This window comes from Bacillus sp. X1(2014) (assembly GCF_007678255.1).
The window spans coordinates 13,053-30,990 of record NZ_VEED01000002.1 but is presented as its reverse complement, the minus strand read 5'-3'; the positions used below and the strand labels follow the sequence as shown (position 1 = coordinate 30,990).

Sequence of the window (17,938 nt, the reverse complement as noted above, 5' to 3'; positions counted from 1 at the left end):
AGCGCTTACATCTGTTGAATCCGCTTTTAACACTGTTATTATCTTATTTTTTATATTTGATTTCGCCACCTACAATCGTCATTTCAATCTCAGTGTTGAGTAACTCGTCGGGATGATTCATTGTAAATAGATTGTTAGAATAAACCGTGAAATCGGCGAACTTCCCTTTTGAAATGGATCCCTTATGATTCTCTTCATTTGTGGCGTATGCTCCTCCAACCGTGAATAATTTAACCGCTTCGAGCATGGAGAGTTTTTCTTTCGCATTCCAGCCTTCATGAGTATCCCCAGGAGTCCTACGGGTTACGGCTGCATGTATACCAAGTAATGGATCGACCGGTTCAACAGGTGCATCGGAGCCGCCGGCACACAACACGCCTGAAGAGAGTAATGTTTTCCATGCATATAAATATTGCTCGCGCTTCTCTCCGACTCTTTCTTGCACCCATGGGTAGTCCCCAACCACAAATCTAGGTTGAATATCAGCAATTCGGCTTGGGTCTCTCAAGCGCTGAATTAAATCTTCACGAACTAATGACGTGTGAATGATTCGATCACGGTATTTTACTCTTGGGAATTGATCAAGGATATCAAGAATATTTTCCAGTGCCTTATCGCCAATTGTATGAACAGCCAGTGGCATCGAGTGTGTGCGAATCTCTTTCATCACTTGATAAAGGGTTTCTTGATCATACATGGCGTCACCAAACTGGCCGTGTTGATCGTTGTATGGCTCCGACAGCAGCGCGGTTCTCCTCCCAAATGCTCCATCAGCAAAAATTTTAATCGCCCCGATTTGTAATCTCTCATTTCCAAAGCCGGCAAACATCCCTCTTTCTTTCAACAGATGAAGATAGGGATAATCAATGAGCAGGTTACAACGTATGCCTTGGCCTTCGTGGTTAATTAATTCGTCATACATTTTATAGGTTGAATCCAGACCGCCTAAATAAGCAGGATCGTTAGTATGTACACTTGTTAATCCCTTTTTGACCGCAAATTGCATTGCTAACTTCAAACCATCCTTCAACTCTTGATAGGTTCTCTCTGGTATGTATTTTGTGATTAATTGAGATGCTGATTCGAGCAGTAATCCTGTTGGTTTTTTGGTCCTGGTATCAAGAACAACCGTTCCTCCAGCTGGTACCGGGTTAGATTGATGATAATGACTCATTTCCAAAGCCTTGCTATTTACTAAAAAGGCATGGTGACAGATCCGCTTTAGGTAAATGGGACAGTGTGGGGACACGTGGTCTAATTCTTCTATTGTTGGAATGTTCCCTCCTGTAAAGAGGTTTTCGTCCCATCCCATTCCGATAAGCCACTGACCGGGTGCAACTGTATTTGCCTTGTCTCTAATTTTATCAAGCATTTCGTTTTTCGATTTAACCCCTGTTAAATCAAGGTCTAAAAAGTTGAAAGCCACACCTGAAAGATGCAAGTGGCTGTCGATTAATCCAGGCGTTACCATTTTTCCTTGTAAATCAACGATGCTTGCCCCCATTCTGCCCCATTGTAAGATCATTTCCTGGTGTAAGCCAGTATCTAGAATTCTCCCATTCTCCACCACTACAGCTTCAACGAATGGCTGTCCGGCGTCAAATGTGTAGATGGCTCCATTTGTAAAAATAGTTTTTGTCATTTTAGGCCTCCATACTAAGATAACTTTTCTTCTATTATTATCAGCAAGCCGACAGCAAGATAGACTATTAAATGTTAGTCCCACACTGTCGGCTAATCAGTACTGGTTTTTGATCCCATAATTATGATAAAACAGGCAAAACCAATATTTTAGTTATCTAATCGCAAAGGTTTCATTTTTATAGACCAAGTTACCACCCATAAATGTCTCGATAACCTGAATCTCATCTATCTTTTCCTGATCTACTTCAAAGATATCTTGATCTAGTATGATGAAATCTGCATGATATCCTGGTGCCAACTGTCCCACTTTTGGAATGCGGGTGATTTCTTGAGCCGCGCGAGTGTAAAGGTTGATGGCTGTCTCTACATCAACTGTTTGCTTTTGCCCTGTATCTGTACCGTCATAAGCTAGCCGTGTAACAGCCGCTTTTATCCCTACAAATGGATTCACTGGGTCGGCCCATGCGGTTGCAGGGGCATCGGATGAAAAAGCAACTTTGATTCCTGCTGCTAACATCGACTTAACTGGATAGGTCTTTTTTGTCCGCTCTGCACCCAGGTTATTATGGTAGCTTTCAATTTCCGCAAACAAGAAGATTGGCTGGGTAACAAAAGCAATTCCTGTTTCCGCTGCACGTTGTAATGCCTGCTGTGTTGGCATCGCCGCATGTTCAATCCTGATGGAAGGGGCATCTTGAAGCCAGCCCTTTTTTCCATAAAAAGTGTTCACAATTAAATCAATCGCCTGTTCACCCATGGCATGGACAACCAATTGAACATTATTTTGCTTCGCTGCTTCTGCGGCTGCCAATAATTCTTCCTGGGTTGTCATTTGGATTCCATAATTCTCACCATCACCTAAGAAAGGCGGGTTTACCCATGCGGTTTGGCCGGATACACTTCCATCCGAGAATAACTTAACCCCGCCAATATGGATTTGGTTTTCTAGATTCGTTTTTTCTTTCTCCAACATCGATTGCTTCTTTAAATCTTCCCAAATATAGTAGAGGACCGTCCTTTGCTTTAGTCCTTTTTGGACTGCATCCTTATACATTTCTAAATAATCAGTTGGTTCCGTTCTGCCCATTGCATCTGTTATCGCAGTAATTCCATGTGCGAGCAGCACATCACTTAACTCAGCAAGTAATTCAGCGTTTTCTTCAAGAGTTTTGACCGGCATGATCCGAGTGACAAGGTCTTTGGCATTTTCACGTAAAACCCCTGTAGGCTCACCGTCTTTATCCCTATCAATCTGGCCACCCGGCATGTCAGGTGTTTCTTTAGAAATTCCTGCTAATTCCAGTGCTTTGCTGTTTACCACAACAATATGAGCGCAAGTGCGTGTAATAATAACAGGTACATCTACAGCCGCTTGATCTAAATCCCACCTTGTAGGTGATCGTCTTTCTAATAATTTTCCTTCATCATATCCCCAGCCTTCGACCCACTGATCTTTACCTTGGGCCCCTCGCAAACTTCGGACTTGTTTAATTAAATCCTTAATTGAATTTACTAGTGGAGGAGTGCAAGCAATTTGTTTGGATGCATTCGCTAGGTATAATGGGTGCAAATGAGCATCTATTAATCCAGGCAGCACTCTTTGTCCTTGCAAATCAATATAATCTCCGTCTATTTTTTCTAAATCTGCTTGGCATCCAATCCATGCTACCTTTCCATCACGTACTACCATTGCATCAGCATATGGCTTCTCCTGGTTGGCTGTGAAAATTTTTCCATTTATATAGGTACACTGATTTATCACATTGGTCATAATATTCTACTTCCCTTCTATTAATCTCTCAAGTTGTTATGGTTCAACAATGCATTAGTTTTTAAGCGCTTAAATCGAGTTCTGTATCCTGTTTTCTAGCCATGGTCCTATGTATCAGCGCACCGCCGATAAAACCAATGATTGCTGGAATAATCCAGGCGAACCCATAGCTGCTTAAAGGGATCTTTGTTATGAAAACATTCGCAAACTTTACATTTAATCCATAGGCTCCTAACATTTCAAATAAACTCACGGAAATCGTTAGTAGGACTGCCCCCTTATATGCCCCAGCATTCGGGATATATTTACGGAATACGCCAAGGAAAACGATTACAATTGATACAGGATAGAGTCCTAAGAATAGTGGAAGTGCAAAGTTAATAATTTTTTCAACACCAAGAAGTCCGACCAAAACACCGGAAATACAAATGACTAGAACCCAAATCCGATAGCTTATTTTATTTTTAGTCAGATGACTTAGGAAATCTGCAATGGATGCCGTAATTCCAATCGCGGTTGTAAGGCAGGCTAGGGCGACAGCGATAGCCAAGAAAATCGTCCCATAATTTCCTAGTAAACGATCCACTAAACTAGTTAATAGCGCGGTGCTCTCAATATCTTTTGGAAATTGACCAGCACCAGTTGCACCAATGTAAAGTAAGCCTCCATATACAATTAATAGACCCATCCCTGCGATAATCGTTCCGTTAATAGCCACTTTTCTAACGTTAGCCGGCTCATTGTACCCCTTATTAATAACAGCTCCGATAAATACGGATGCACAAAGGAGTCCTGTAAAAAGGTCACCGGTCTGATAGGCACCTATATATGCGTTAGAAAATGAGTTTGGAAGTTTTGTATCGATTGGTGTGCCAATTGGATCGAATGTTCCCTTAAAGACGATGAATAATAAAATCATTAATAAGGCCGGTGTCAGCACTTTTCCTACTTTATCAATCATATTGGACCGATCGTTTGCAAAATAATAAGTAAGGGCAAAAAAGATAATCATCGTACCAAACGCCGGAAAATGCGGAAACAATGTATGAACGCCTATTTCATGTGTGGTAGCAGCTGTTCGAGGGACGGTCACCACCATCGCAATGCATAACATACAGAGACTATTGTATACTTTATAAAACCAAGGACTAATGGGGTTTGTTAAGACTTCAAATTTCCCTTCAGCATTTAAAACAGCAATTAGTCCGAGTAAAGGCAGGATTATTCCAGTTAGTACAAAACCTGCCAGAGCGGTTGGCCAATCCGATCCGGAAACAAACCCGATGGAAGGTGGAAAAATTAAATTCCCAGCCCCAAAAAACACGGCGAAAAAGGCAAAACCAAAAATGAGACTGTCTCGGTAAATCTTGTTTGTTTTCATTCGATGCACTCCTTTAATGACTGAAATCGGTAACAATTATTATGATTTAAACATTCGTGCATTCCTGCATCAATATTTAGAATTTATGAATAATTGCACGTTACTTCTAATACGTGCAATTAATGTGCCAACTTTTTAAAAACTAATCGACAATTTTGTGAACTTATTACTTTTTCTTTATTATCTGTCTATTAACGACAAAAAACCTAACTTTAATTATCACACATATCTTGAAATTTCATTTCTAAAAGAAGCATTTGCTTCAGAAATGGTAAAAAATTTTTTATTTTGTAAAAATACTTTTACAAAATATGTGCCATAACCAATAACAATAGAGCATTTCCCGAAAAAAATGCCCTCAAAATGAGGACACTTTTATCATTATAACTAGAATGATTCAGCTTCACTAATCTCTTATCTTCAATTTCTATTGTTCTATTACACTGGTCGTTTTGGAAACCACAGAACGGGTGGCTTTACCTTTTTTCTTAGTGTTTGTGCTGTATTTGGCTTCCAATTTACTAAATAAATAAGTGAATAGGCCAACAAGGATAAGATAAAACAAGCCGGTAACCATGTATGTTTCCAATGGTTGGTAATTTGCTCCTGCAATGGACATCGTTGCACCCCATAAATCCGTCATACCGATATAGGCTACTAGTGCGGATTCTTTTAGCAGAAGAATAAATTGATTTCCTAGTGATGGTATTGCCCGTTTAAAGGCTTGTGGTAGAATAATTCTCCTCATCGCTAATTTGTACGACATCCCAAGCGAGCGTGCTGCTTCCATTTGACCATTATCGATCGATTGAATGGCTCCGCGAAAGATCTCCGATATATAGGCACCATTGTGAACCGATAAAGCAATAACTCCAGCCCAAAATTGCGGTAGAGTAAGGATTGAAGAGATTCCAAAATAGAGAATACAGATTTGGACAATCATCGGCGTTCCCCGAACGATAATCAAATATCCTTGTGAAATTAAGTTTAGAATTTTAAGATTAGATAGGCTAAAAAAGGCAAATAAAAGACCGATGAAACTCCCTAAAATAAGAGAACTAACGGTTACTTTCATTGTTACTAGTAATGCATCAAATAATGAGCCATAGTTTGATAGAAAGATGTCTAGCATGTCAAATCCCCATCCAGTCAACAATTTATTTATTATAAATATGATTTAAACTGTATTATTTATCTGTATCCATTAGATTATAACCAAACCATTTAATACTAATTTTTTCATAGGTTCCATCAGCTATAATTTCATCCAATGCTTTGTTGATTTTTTTTGTTAATTCTTTATCATCTTTGTTCGTTGCAATGGCTTGATTATCTACCTGTAATAATTCATCTATAGGTTTAATTCTTAGATTACCTTGAGTAACGCCGACTTTACCAAAAATATCATCACAGATTACGGCATCCACACGTCCAGTTGCCAAATCCATTAGAGCAGTCATATCACCTTGAGAATAGACCATCACTTTATCTTGATCCGTTAACTCTTTTGCAAGCTTTTCATATACAGTCGCTGGGGTAACGCCAATTTTCTTCCCTTTTAAATCTTCTTTCGACTGAATATCATTATTGTCAGCGCTAACAAAAATTCTTGAACCTGATTTGTAATATGGATTAGTAAAGTCAACAGCTTTTAAACGTTCTTCAGTTACGGTCATACTTCCAAGGATCGCATCAAACTTTTTATCTCTAAGTCCTTGAATGATGGTCTCAAATGGGAAGGTAATCGCTTTTGGTTTCATATCCATTTTTTTCGCCAAAGCTTCACCAATTTCGACATCGAAACCAGTAAGTTTCCCGTCCTCCTTATAATTGAACGGCTTAAATAATCCACTCATGGCATAAACGAATTCTTCTTGTTTCTTTTCGGAAGTATTAGTTTCCTTCGCTGAACCACACCCAGCAAGAACAATGGAAAGCATTAAAATTGCTGCCATTAAACTTAGAATTGTTTTCTTTTTCACTTTTATTCCCCCTGATTTATTTTAAAATGCTATTTAAAAACTGTTTTGTTCGTTCATTTTGTGGGTGGTCAAAGAAGTTGTTTGGATGTTCCTGTTCCAAAATTTGTCCGTCGTGCATGAACGCTACTCGGTCTGCGACCTCACGTGCAAAGCCCATCTCATGGGTAACGACGACCATCGTCATCCCATCATTGGCTAATTGCTTCATAACCTGCAGCACCTCGCCAACTAACTCAGGGTCGAGCGCTGAGGTTGGCTCATCAAAGAGCATAATCTTTGGCTTCATGGCTAGTGCTCTAGCAATTGCAACCCTTTGCATCTGACCGCCAGACAAACTATCAGGATAGACATCAGCTTTATCCCGTAATCCTACTTTTTCTAGTAATTCGAGAGCGTTCTGCTTTGCATCATCCACTTTTCTCTTTTTGATATAGACGGGTGCTTCGATAATATTTTCCAGAACGGTTCTATGAGGAAATAAATTAAAGTGTTGAAAAACCATCCCAACCTCTTCACGAACTTTATTGAGATTCGTTTTGTCAGGGATGATTTGTTCTCCTTGAATCCTTATCTCCCCTTCGTCATGCACTTCTAAAAAATTCAGGCAGCGAAGTAATGTACTTTTTCCAGAACCACTCGCCCCAATTATAACAACCACTTCTTTCTCATTAACCGTTAAATCGACCCCTTTTAAAACAGTTAAGGCACCAAAGGATTTTACAATTCTTTGCAATTGAATCATTATTGGCTTCCCCCTTTCTACTAAACTAAGATTTGAAGTTTCTCCTTCTATTTCTTATATTGCAAGTTTTATGCCAAAATTTAAAATATTTTAAATTTTTAAATAGTTAGTGCAAAAATTTTTTATTGTAAATGCCAAAAATCCTACTCTATTCTTAATTCCGTTTCTTATCTATTTTTTATACATTTCGAATCTACTGAAAACAGTATTTTATCAGGGGGTTATCTTTGTAAAATATTTTATATCTTCGTAAAAATATTTTTACTACGAACTTATATAAATAAAAAAACGGCTATAGATTTTAAGCAATCCATAGCCACTACATTTTATTTATCCTAACTGATACTTGTCTATTTTATATTTTAATAATTGTTTAGAAAGCCCTAAGCGTTTAGCAGCCTCGGTTAATTTTCCGCTTGTGTTAATTAATTCCTTCAAAATCATCTTCTTTTCAAAGTTTTCAACCGCTTCTTTTAATGAATGAAAATCGGTATCCTCACGTTCACTTAACGTGGATTGTTCATATTCTCTCATTCTTTTAGGTATGTCTTCCATTGTGATTTGATCGGTAGAGGCATTATTGTATGCCGTTTCCACCGCATTTTTCAACTCCCTAATATTCCCGGGCCAAGGGTAGCGTTTAAAACAATCAATCACTTCGGGCTGGCAGCCTTCGATATAAATATTCATATTATTGTTATAAAAATCGATAAAGTATTCGAGCAGCTTTACTATATCTTCCTTCCGCTCTGTTAAAGTAGGCAAATCGATCTGAATCACTCCTAAGCGATAAAAAAGATCCTCTCTTAACCGTTTCTCAGCGACAAGAACATCTGGATCTTCATTGGTTGCTGAAATCACACGAATATCGACACGAATATTTTTATCTCCACCAATTCTTCTGATGGCTTTTTCCTCAATTGCCTTTAGAAGTTTGACTTGCAGGTAAAAATCTAAGGAATTGATTTCATCTAAAAATAAGGTACCTCCTTCTGCCTGTTCGAATAGTCCTGGCATGGCGACCGCACCAGTAAAGCTGCCTTTCACCGTTCCGAACAAGGTGCTTTCCAGTAGATTAGGAGGAACTGCACCACAGTTGAGTGAGATAAAAGGTCCACCATAACGCTCGCTCAAATTATGGATTGACTGAGCTACCATTTCTTTTCCAGTCCCTGTTTTACCATTGATCAATACGGTGGAGTTTGTCTTCGAGATCTTCTTAATTTTATTTTTAATAGCCTCCATCTTTGGATTTACGGAAATAATGTCATCTATGGTGTATATGGTATTGTTTCGCCGATAGACCTTATGACTTGCAATTTTGTCCAAAGATTGGATGTTTTCTTTCGTATAAAAGTGTTTGGAGAATTCAATCGCGCCGATAATTTTATCATTATTTATAATTGGATAGGTTGAATTAATGGTAACAAAAGGATTTCCATTTTTTATGATAAGTTCTTGTTTTACATTACAAACCGCTTTTCCATTTTTTAAAACGTTCAGGATCGTACTATTTTCATGCGATAGGTTCTTATAAAGTGAAGTAACATGTTTTCCCATGAATTCTTCAGGTCTAAGACCAATTTCTTTAAGGACATTTAAGTCTGCCAGATCATTAAAGATGATAATTCCATGTTCATCTACCACTAACACATTATCAAAATCCGTTAATTGCTGAAAATCCTTTAAGTTAATATTCAAGAATCGACCTCCTAACGGTGGAACTCTTCTAGTATACAGGAAAACAAATGTAAAGAAAATTGATGAAAAAAGATCAAAAAATGCAAAAGAACTCTTTCCGAGTAATCAAAAAGAGTTCTTTAAAGTATATCAACTACTTTATTCAGATCCTGTAATTAACAAATCATCTTTGATAGTTGCTAGGACGGTTTGAGTGTTTACTTCTTGACCCTCTTTGACAGGTAAAGAGGTGATATGCCCGCTTATCCCGATTGAAATCTCTTCCATTCTACCGCTCTGGGTTCTAATCAAAAACAATTTCTCCCACTCATATACATGATTATTTTCCTCGGTAAAAACAGTTTCTACAGTACCAGAACATGGACTGAAAATAGCTTCTTCCGTTACTGACAACTTGATTCACTCCTTTTTAGTTTCTTACAGTCATTGAATAGATCAAGATTTCTCCGTCCAAACGTTGGTAGATTCGGCTTATATTTTCTTTTATACCCATCCTCTGAAACGAGACGCTTCAGCAACTTTTCTGATGCCAACCATGTATGCTGCTAATCTCATATCTACCTGATGTGTTTTAGCTGTTTGATAGATATTTTCAAAAGAATCAACCATTACTTTTTTAAGCTTTTCATCTACTTCTTCTTCGGTCCAATAATAACCTTGATTATTTTGTACCCATTCAAAATAAGAGACAGTTACTCCGCCCGCGCTTGCAAGAATGTCTGGTACAAGGATGACACCACGTTCAGTAAGTATTTTTGTTGCTTCAAGTGTTGTTGGGCCATTTGCAGCTTCGACAACAATAGGAGCTTTAATATTGGCCGCATTTTTGGCAGTGATTTGGTTTGAAATGGCTGCCGGAACAAGAATATCACAATCTAATTCTAGTAGTTCTTGGTTGGTAATGGTATTTTTAAATAGTTTAGAGAAGGTACCGAAGCTATCCCTTCGATCAAGCAAGTAATTAATATCCAATCCATTTGGATCGTAAATAGCACCATATACATCGGAAACGGCAACTACCTTCGCCCCAGAATCATGCATAAACTTTGCCAAGTAACTTCCGGCATTTCCAAAGCCTTGAATGACAACGCGCGCTCCTTGAAGTTCCTTACCAATTTTCTTCAATGCTTCTTCAATACAAATAGTTACACCGCGTGCAGTGGCTGTTTCACGACCTTGCGATCCGCCGAGGACGATTGGTTTCCCCGTAATAAATCCTGGTGAATCGAATTCACGTAAGCGGCTATACTCATCCATCATCCATGCCATGATTTGGGAATTTGTATAAACATCGGGTGCAGGAATGTCTTTAGATGGGCCAACGATTTGGCTAATTGCCCGGACATAGCCGCGGCTTAAGCTTTCAAGCTCTCTAAAAGACATGTTGCGCGGATCACAGATGATCCCGCCTTTCCCGCCGCCATATGGAAGATTGGTAATTCCGCATTTTAGGCTCATCCAAATGGACAATGCTTTTACTTCTTCTTCATCCACTTCCGGATGGAAACGGACGCCTCCTTTAGTTGGACCAACTGCATCATTATGCTGGGAACGATAGCCTGTAAATATTTTGACAGAACCATCATCCATTTTTACTGGTATGCGGACAGTTAATAAACGGATCGGTTCCTTTAATAATTCGTACATTTCATTGTTATAGCCTAATTTGGTTAATGCCTGTTGGATGATGGTTTGCGTTGAATTAAATAGATTTAAGGATTCTTGTTCTTCTTGTTGTTGTTTTTCCATTTCATTTACCATTGGTTTCACTGACATGCCTGACACCCCGTCGTATAGTAGATTATTAGTTTTTATATTAATAGGCTCTGTTAAACTTGGTTGTTGATTTCCGCTCCAGGCACGAGCGGTTCGCGGGCGGTCAGGGGAGCCTCCTCGTCGCTGCGCTCCTGCGGGGTCTCCCCTGCCCCGTCCTCCCGTAGGAGTCTTCGTGCCTTCCGCTCCAATCAACTTGTTATAATATCAATAGTTGACCTTCAAACACTGTCATAAAAAAATTAACTTAATACTGTTTTGATTTTTTCAAAGGCCCAATCGATTTCTTCCGTTGTAATGGTAAGTGGTGGTGCGAAACGAATCACTGTGTCATGGGTTTCTTTACATAATAAACCTGCTTCTTTTAATTGCTCACAATACGGTCTTGCGGCTTCTGAAAGTTCAACCCCGATAAATAACCCTTTGCCTCTAACCGATTTAATTTTTGGATTGGTAATGGACTGTAATTTTTCAAAGAAGTATTTGCCTATTTCTAGCGAGCGTTCAGCTAGTTTTTCTTCCTCAATCACTTCCAAAGCGGCAAGTGACACCGCGCATGCTAATGGATTTCCTCCGAATGTTGACCCGTGGGAACCTGGATTGAATACACCTAATACATCAGAATTTGCCACGACACAGGAAATTGGGAATACCCCGCCGCCTAATGCTTTACCTAAGATCAACATATCAGGATTTACGTCTTCCCAATCGCAGGCAAACATTTTTCCTGTCCGCGCTAAGCCCACTTGAATTTCATCTGCAATGAACAAAACATTGTTTTCCTTACATAATTCAGATGCCGCTTTTAAAAATCCTTCTGGTGGCAAGATGATCCCGGCTTCACCTTGAATAGGCTCGATTAAAAATGCTGCAGTGTTTGGTGTGATGGCGTCTTTCAATGCTTCAAGATCACCATAAGGAATTAAATTGATACCTGGTAACATTGGTCCGAAGCCCCGCTTATATTCCGGGTCAGATGATAGTGAAACAGCACCCATCGTCCGGCCGTGGAAATTTCCTACACAGGCGATTATTTCTGCTTGGTTTTCAGCAATTCCTTTTACATCATAACCCCAGCGACGGGCTGCTTTAAGTGCCGTTTCAACCGCTTCTGCACCAGTATTCATTGGGAGGGCCATATTTTTATTGGTTAATTGACAAATTTTTTCGTACCAAGGTCCAAGTTGATCATTATGAAAAGCACGTGAAGTTAAGGTGACTTTATCTGCTTGGTCTTTCAATGCTTGAATGATTTTTGGATGACGATGTCCTTGGTTAACCGCTGAATACGCACTTAGCATGTCCATGTAACGGTTTCCTTCTGGACTTTCCACCCAAACGCCCTCTGCCTTCGCGATAACGATTGGTAGTGGATGATAGTTATTGGCACCGAATTTATGTGTTTGTTCAATAATTTGATTCGTTTTAGTAGTTTCTGAGACTGTCATTATTGTTCCTCCTATAATTTCCTCGGGTAGGTAGAGTTACCCGAACCCACCCGAGGGATCTATGTTGTAGTTTTTAAAGTGTTTCAGATGTTGTTTTAGCTTGCATATGAAGCAGTAAGTATTCTGGACCGCCTGCTTTCGAATCTGTTCCAGACATATTGAAACCGCCAAATGGCTGGTATCCGACAATTGCACCTGTACAAGTGCGGTTAAAATATAAATTGCCCACATGGAATTCTTCGCGTGCGCGTTCAATATGTTCGCGATTTTTCGAAATCAATGCACCCGTTAAACCATAGTCCGTATTATTAGCAATGGTCATCATATGGTCAAAGTCACGAGCTTTACTAATACCAAGAACTGGTCCGAAAATTTCTTCTTGCATAAGGCGTGCGTTTTCATCTAAATCAGCGAAGATTGTCGGCTGGATGAAGTACCCTTTAGAATCATCGCCTTCGCCGCCCGTCATAAGTCGGCCTTCTTGCTTACCAACTTCCATATAGTTCATGATTTTTTTGAACGATTTGCCATCAATAACAGGTCCCATATAAGTATTTGCCTCTTCAGGATTTCCAAGAGTAAGTGTTCTTGTTAATGCCACAACTTTCTCAAGCACGACATCATACACATCCTGATGTATAACTGCACGAGAACCGGCCGAACATTTTTGGCCTGAAAAACCGAAAGCGGAATAGACAATGCTTGAAGCGGCTAAATCTAAATCTGCATCGTTATCAACAACCACTGTGTCTTTACCGCCCATTTCAGCTATCACACGTTTGATCCATTTTTGTCCAGGATGAACCTTTGCGGCCCGTTCATTAATGCGGCAGCCTACTTCACGTGAACCTGTAAAGGATACGAAACGTGTTTTTGGATGATCAACCAGGTAATCACCAATTTGCGCACCGCTTCCTGGCACAAAGTTTAACACTCCTTTTGGAAGACCAGCTTCCTCCATCAACTCGACGAATTTTGCTGCGACTACTGGTGTTGAGTTGGCTGGCTTAAGAAGAACGGTATTACCTGAAACAATTGCTGCAATGGTTGTTCCTGCCATAATCGCTAATGGGAAGTTGAACGGTGAAATAATAATCCCTACACCTAGTGGGATATAGTGATACTGGTTAAATTCCCCAGTTCGGCTATTTACCGGTGATCCTTCTTTCAATTTAAGCATTTGACGGCCGTAATACTCGATAAAGTCGATTGCTTCAGCAGTATCTGCATCAGCTTCTTTCCATGGCTTTCCAGCTTCCTTCACAAGATAAGCTGAAAACTCGTGTTTTCTGCGGCGCAAAATGGCGGCTGCTTTGAATAAAATATTGGCACGATGTTCTGGTCTCCACTTTTTCCACGTTTCAAATGTTGTTAATGCGGCATGCATCGCCTTCTCTGCTAGTTCCTGGTCTGCCATTGACACTCGACCAATGATTTCTTCTTTATTTGCTGGATTAATAGATATAATTTTTTCATCAGTTGTAAACTGTTCTCCACCGATGACTACTGGATAATCCTTGCCAAGCTGTGTTTGTACAAAGGCAAGTGCATCTTGAAATGCTTGTTTATTTTTTTCATCTTCGAAGTTAGTAAATGGTTCATGTGAATATGTTTTCAATGGTTGTTCCCCCTTGTCGTTTGCTACATCAAATTAATATGCAAGTTATGTGCCAACTTGTATTTCTGCATAAATAAAGGGTTTTCATTGTATTTGGTGCAAATTAATTTTGCGCAAAATAAATAATTAATTAATATACGCAAAATTTTTTGGCATTTTGGACATTTTTACAAAGAAAAAGATGCAAAAAATTCATTTTATAGGAAAAAGGTACCAATTTAATGTAATAAAACCCTTTTCACTATGTATTTCATGATATATTGAGATAATAGAAAGATAATTCTGATAGTTAAAAGGAGAGATTGATTTGATTATCCCTTACAAAGGTATTTCCCCTGCTGTTCATGACTCTGTATTTGTAGCGCCAGGTGCATATTTAATCGGTGATGTAAGAATTGGAAAGGATTCATCCGTTTGGTTTAATGCGGTACTACGTGGTGATGACGGCCCGATTATCATCGGTGAACGGTGCAGCATTCAGGATAATTCAACGATTCATTTATTCGAAGGATTTCCGGTTGAAATTGCAGATGATGTGACAATTGGTCATAATGTTATTTTGCATGGCTGTAAAGTGGGCAATCGCTGCATTATTGGAATGGGATCGACACTGCTAGACGATGTTGAGGTTGGCGAGGATTGTATTATTGGGGCCAATACGCTTCTATCTGGTGGAATAAAAATCCCACCTCGTTCACTGGTATTGGGGTCACCAGGTCGAGTGGTCAGAGAAATCACCCAAAAGGACCTGGACCTGCTCCAGATGTCTAGCGAGCACTACGTCCAAAGAGGTAAAGAGTTTAGGGAGATTCTTAAATAATATAAAGGTGCCTGACACCAACATTTCGTTGGTGTCAGGCACCATAAAGTCCAAGGTTATTTACTCTCACTAACAGCGGTTGTTTTTGATGGAATAGCGAAACTTAGCACAATATTAATTAAACTTAGAACTAGAGCATAAAGGAAGAGGTTTTTCATTCCAATATGGATGTTTACAGCATGATTGATGATCAGTCCCATGACTGTTACACCAATGGATGTTCCGATGTTTTTTAAAAACATTTGGAGCGAAGTGGACATCCCTTTGATATGGGATTCAGCAAATTCTTGGGAAGCAATGGTTCCCACTGCAAAGATTAAACCAAAAGCAACACCTTGAATAGTTAAAATAAAAAACAAACTAAAATAGGATAGGTCTGTGATGAATAGGTATAATGCTAAGCCGGAAATCGTAGTGATAAAACTTCCGATAATAAATAAATTTTTGTATCCAAAACGTATGATCCACCCTCCCGCAGGGGTACTCCCGAATGTCCAGCCAAATGCAATACTTAACAGAATGAGTCCACTCTTATAAATACTCATCTGATTTCCTTCTTGAAGGTATAATGGAATAAAGTTAGATGTTCCAAAAAAGGCCAAACAATAAACTAGCATAAAAAGATTCGTCATGAGAATTCCCTTGTTCCTAAACAATGATACAGGGAGGAACGGATGGGTTTCTTTTCTCTCTACTAAAACAAAGACGATTAAACCAATGATTCCTAGAATCACAAACCATAGAGAATTTTTAATATTAGTAGATAACAATAATATCGTAATCGAAATCCCAAATAAGAAAAAACCTTTATAGTCAATATGTGCCTTCTTAAATTCCATCTGTTCTTTATAGGGAAGCAAACATAGCACGCTGGCAATACCGATAGGAATATTAATAAAGAAAATCCATCTCCATGTTAATGCTTCTACAAAGAAAGAACCTAGGATAGGTCCAATAATGGATGAAATCGCCCAAATCCCACTAAAAACCGCTTGAATTTTTCCACGTCTTTCAATCGTAAACAAATCTCCAACGATGATCATGGAAAGTGGAATCATCCCTCCTGCACCTAAACCTTGAATCCCTCTAAATATTATCAGTGTGATCATGGAATTAGCCATCCCACAAAGGATTGAACCAAGCGTAAATAATCCCACTGAAAACATTAACAGCTTTTTTCGGCCGTACATATCTGATAATTTACCGTAAAGCGGTACTGTAACCGTACTAGCTAACATATAAACAACAAATATCCAAGCAAAGAACTCCATCCCGCCAAGTTGTTTGACGATGGTCGGACTTGCCGTTTGCATAATATTAGCATCGAGTGCTGAAATTAGGGTTGTAATTACTAGACCCCAAAATACATACATATTCTTTTTCATAACTTCCTCCGAAACCGATTGATAGGCATTAATTATAATTTCGTATTCCTTTATTAAACATAACTAAGACAGAAAGCAGAACGATAATCGTACTAATGTATCTGCTTCGTTTGAATTGAACTCACCGTCCCCCTCCTAATCTCTCCAAATCTATATCTATAGGATAGTTTATCATTTTTTCATCTAAATAGAATAAGCCATTCACTAAGAATGGCTTACTTCCATCTTCAATAACGGCTGGGTAATCGTTGGTAAAATGATTTCAATCGTTGTTCCTTCATTAATTTTACTATAGATATTTAGTGTCCCATTATGACCTTCGATAATTTTGTAGCAGGTCATTAAGCCGAGACCCGTTCCTTTTTCCTTGGTTGTATAAAATGGCTCCCCAAGTGTAGAAATCCGTTCCTGTGGAATACCGACACCTTGATCAATAATCTGAACCGATATTGTTCCCTCTTCTTTTTCTTTTACAACAACTCGGATAGATCCACCTTTAGGCATGGCTTCCATTGCGTTTTTAAGTAAATTTAAAAACACTTGCTTTAATTGATTTTCCTCACAGCTGATTAACGGCAAATCATCATTAAATTCTACAAAGATTTGAATATTATTTAAAAGTGATTGGTTGTTTATTAATGTGATAACATCCTTTAAGAGGATTCTAATATCCTGTGTCATATAGACGGCTGATGACGGTTTGGCCAGGACGAGGAATTCCCCGACGATTTCATTTATCCGGTCGAGTTCAGATAACACAATCTCAAAATATTCCTCTTTCTGGGTGCTGGTTTTTAACAGTTGAATAAAACCTTTGATGGAGGTTAGAGGATTTCGGATTTCATGGGCTATACCAGCTGCCATTTGACCTAACAGCGCTAATTTTTCAGACTTTTGAATGAGGCGTTCGGTTTCTTCACTTTTTTCAGTTATATCCTTCCCAATGGACAAGATGGCTTCTTTCCCGCCAAAAACGATCGATAAAGAAGATACCTCAAATAAAAAAATGGACCCATCCAATCGCTTGGCTTTGTAATCAATGGTGTGAACAGGCTGCTTTTCTTTCTTTATTTGTTTAAATCGTTCAAGCATCCGACTTCTATATTCAGGAGCAATAAAATCCAAAATGGACTTCCCCATCACATCTTCAAAGTTACCAGCACCAATCATGCTAAGCGCTGCCTTATTTACATATATTAATTTATGATTCCGTGTAACATAGACAGGTGCAGGCAATGAATCAATCAACTTCTTATAGCTTTCTTCACTCGCACGGGCCTTTTTTTCATAGTAGCGCGCCTTGTCATATTGCCACCCCACGACCCAGGCAATTAAGATAAAGAGCAAAAAGTCGATTGAAAAAAAAGAATGATGATCGACAATCTTTTGGTAGCTGGTAAATAGAATCGATATCAGCACCAGGATAATTTGACCGGATTTATTCATGGTTTAGCCCTCTTATTTAGGTATATTTACTTATGCAATTCGACATAATTTTATTAATTCCTCTATTAAAATTAATAAATATTATTATGGAGAGAAACAGAAAAATAATCTACCTAAATTCAATGGAAATTTTTGAACACCATCAAGAATTTTGCACTCTTTTCTAGTTTGTCAGACTTATTAGCCAAAAAAAGAGTCTATAATTTTCATTATAAACTCCAATCTAC

At 38.7% G+C, this 17,938-nt stretch carries 14 protein-coding genes; 1 reads left to right on the top strand and 13 read right to left on the bottom strand.

What is annotated here, in order from left to right:
* Positions 1-43: 43 nt before the first annotated feature.
* The 11 genes from FS608_RS04045 to pruA all read right to left on the bottom strand — a co-directional run bounded on the left by FS608_RS04045 (position 44) and on the right by pruA (position 14,060).
* Entirely contained in the window at positions 44-1,642 is a 1,599-nt protein-coding gene (locus FS608_RS04045; protein WP_144548000.1) for an amidohydrolase, read from the bottom strand.
* Positions 1,643-1,795: 153 nt separating this feature from the next.
* Positions 1,796-3,415, bottom strand: coding sequence for an amidohydrolase (locus FS608_RS04040; RefSeq protein ID WP_144547999.1), 1,620 nt, complete (start codon positions 3,413-3,415; stop codon positions 1,796-1,798).
* Positions 3,416-3,476: 61 nt separating this feature from the next.
* Positions 3,477-4,796 (bottom strand): branched-chain amino acid transport system II carrier protein, encoded by a 1,320-nt coding sequence (brnQ, locus tag FS608_RS04035; protein WP_144547998.1) that lies wholly within the window; start codon positions 4,794-4,796, stop codon positions 3,477-3,479.
* Positions 4,797-5,223: 427 nt separating this feature from the next.
* A complete protein-coding gene (locus tag FS608_RS04030; protein WP_144547997.1) occupies positions 5,224-5,928 on the bottom strand; it encodes an amino acid ABC transporter permease in 705 nt (234 codons plus the stop codon).
* A 55-nt stretch (positions 5,929-5,983) separates the two neighbouring features.
* Complete coding sequence (locus tag FS608_RS04025) at positions 5,984-6,751, bottom strand: transporter substrate-binding domain-containing protein (RefSeq protein ID WP_144548598.1); 768 nt, start codon at positions 6,749-6,751, stop codon at positions 5,984-5,986.
* 43 nt (positions 6,752-6,794) lie between these two features.
* A complete protein-coding gene (locus FS608_RS04020) occupies positions 6,795-7,520 on the bottom strand; it encodes an amino acid ABC transporter ATP-binding protein (protein WP_144547996.1) in 726 nt (241 codons plus the stop codon).
* Between the two features lie 330 nt (positions 7,521-7,850).
* Complete coding sequence (locus FS608_RS04015) at positions 7,851-9,221, bottom strand: sigma-54 interaction domain-containing protein (protein ID WP_144547995.1); 1,371 nt, start codon at positions 9,219-9,221, stop codon at positions 7,851-7,853.
* A 138-nt stretch (positions 9,222-9,359) separates the two neighbouring features.
* Positions 9,360-9,614 (bottom strand): biotin/lipoyl attachment domain-containing protein, encoded by a 255-nt coding sequence (locus tag FS608_RS04010; protein WP_144547994.1) that lies wholly within the window; start codon positions 9,612-9,614, stop codon positions 9,360-9,362.
* Between the two features lie 90 nt (positions 9,615-9,704).
* Positions 9,705-10,970, bottom strand: coding sequence for a Glu/Leu/Phe/Val family dehydrogenase (locus FS608_RS04005; RefSeq protein ID WP_186328645.1), 1,266 nt, complete (start codon positions 10,968-10,970; stop codon positions 9,705-9,707).
* A 266-nt stretch (positions 10,971-11,236) separates the two neighbouring features.
* Positions 11,237-12,442, bottom strand: a complete 1,206-nt coding sequence (locus FS608_RS04000) for an ornithine--oxo-acid transaminase (protein WP_144547993.1) — start codon at positions 12,440-12,442, stop codon at positions 11,237-11,239.
* A gap of 73 nt (positions 12,443-12,515) precedes the next feature.
* A complete protein-coding gene (gene pruA / locus FS608_RS03995; protein WP_144547992.1) occupies positions 12,516-14,060 on the bottom strand; it encodes an L-glutamate gamma-semialdehyde dehydrogenase in 1,545 nt (514 codons plus the stop codon).
* Positions 14,061-14,367: 307 nt separating this feature from the next.
* Here pruA and FS608_RS03990 point away from each other — a divergent pair, with 307 nt between their 5' ends.
* Entirely contained in the window at positions 14,368-14,880 is a 513-nt protein-coding gene (locus tag FS608_RS03990) for a gamma carbonic anhydrase family protein (protein ID WP_144547991.1), read from the top strand.
* A gap of 56 nt (positions 14,881-14,936) precedes the next feature.
* Here the strand turns inward: FS608_RS03990 and FS608_RS03985 are convergent, their stop codons facing one another.
* Entirely contained in the window at positions 14,937-16,265 is a 1,329-nt protein-coding gene (locus FS608_RS03985; RefSeq protein ID WP_144547990.1) for an MDR family MFS transporter, read from the bottom strand.
* A 204-nt stretch (positions 16,266-16,469) separates the two neighbouring features.
* Positions 16,470-17,711 carry an ATP-binding protein gene (locus tag FS608_RS03980; protein WP_144547989.1) on the bottom strand — a complete coding sequence of 414 codons (1,242 nt, stop codon included), beginning with the start codon at positions 17,709-17,711 and terminating at the stop codon, positions 16,470-16,472.
* Between the last annotated feature and the right edge of the window lie 227 nt (positions 17,712-17,938).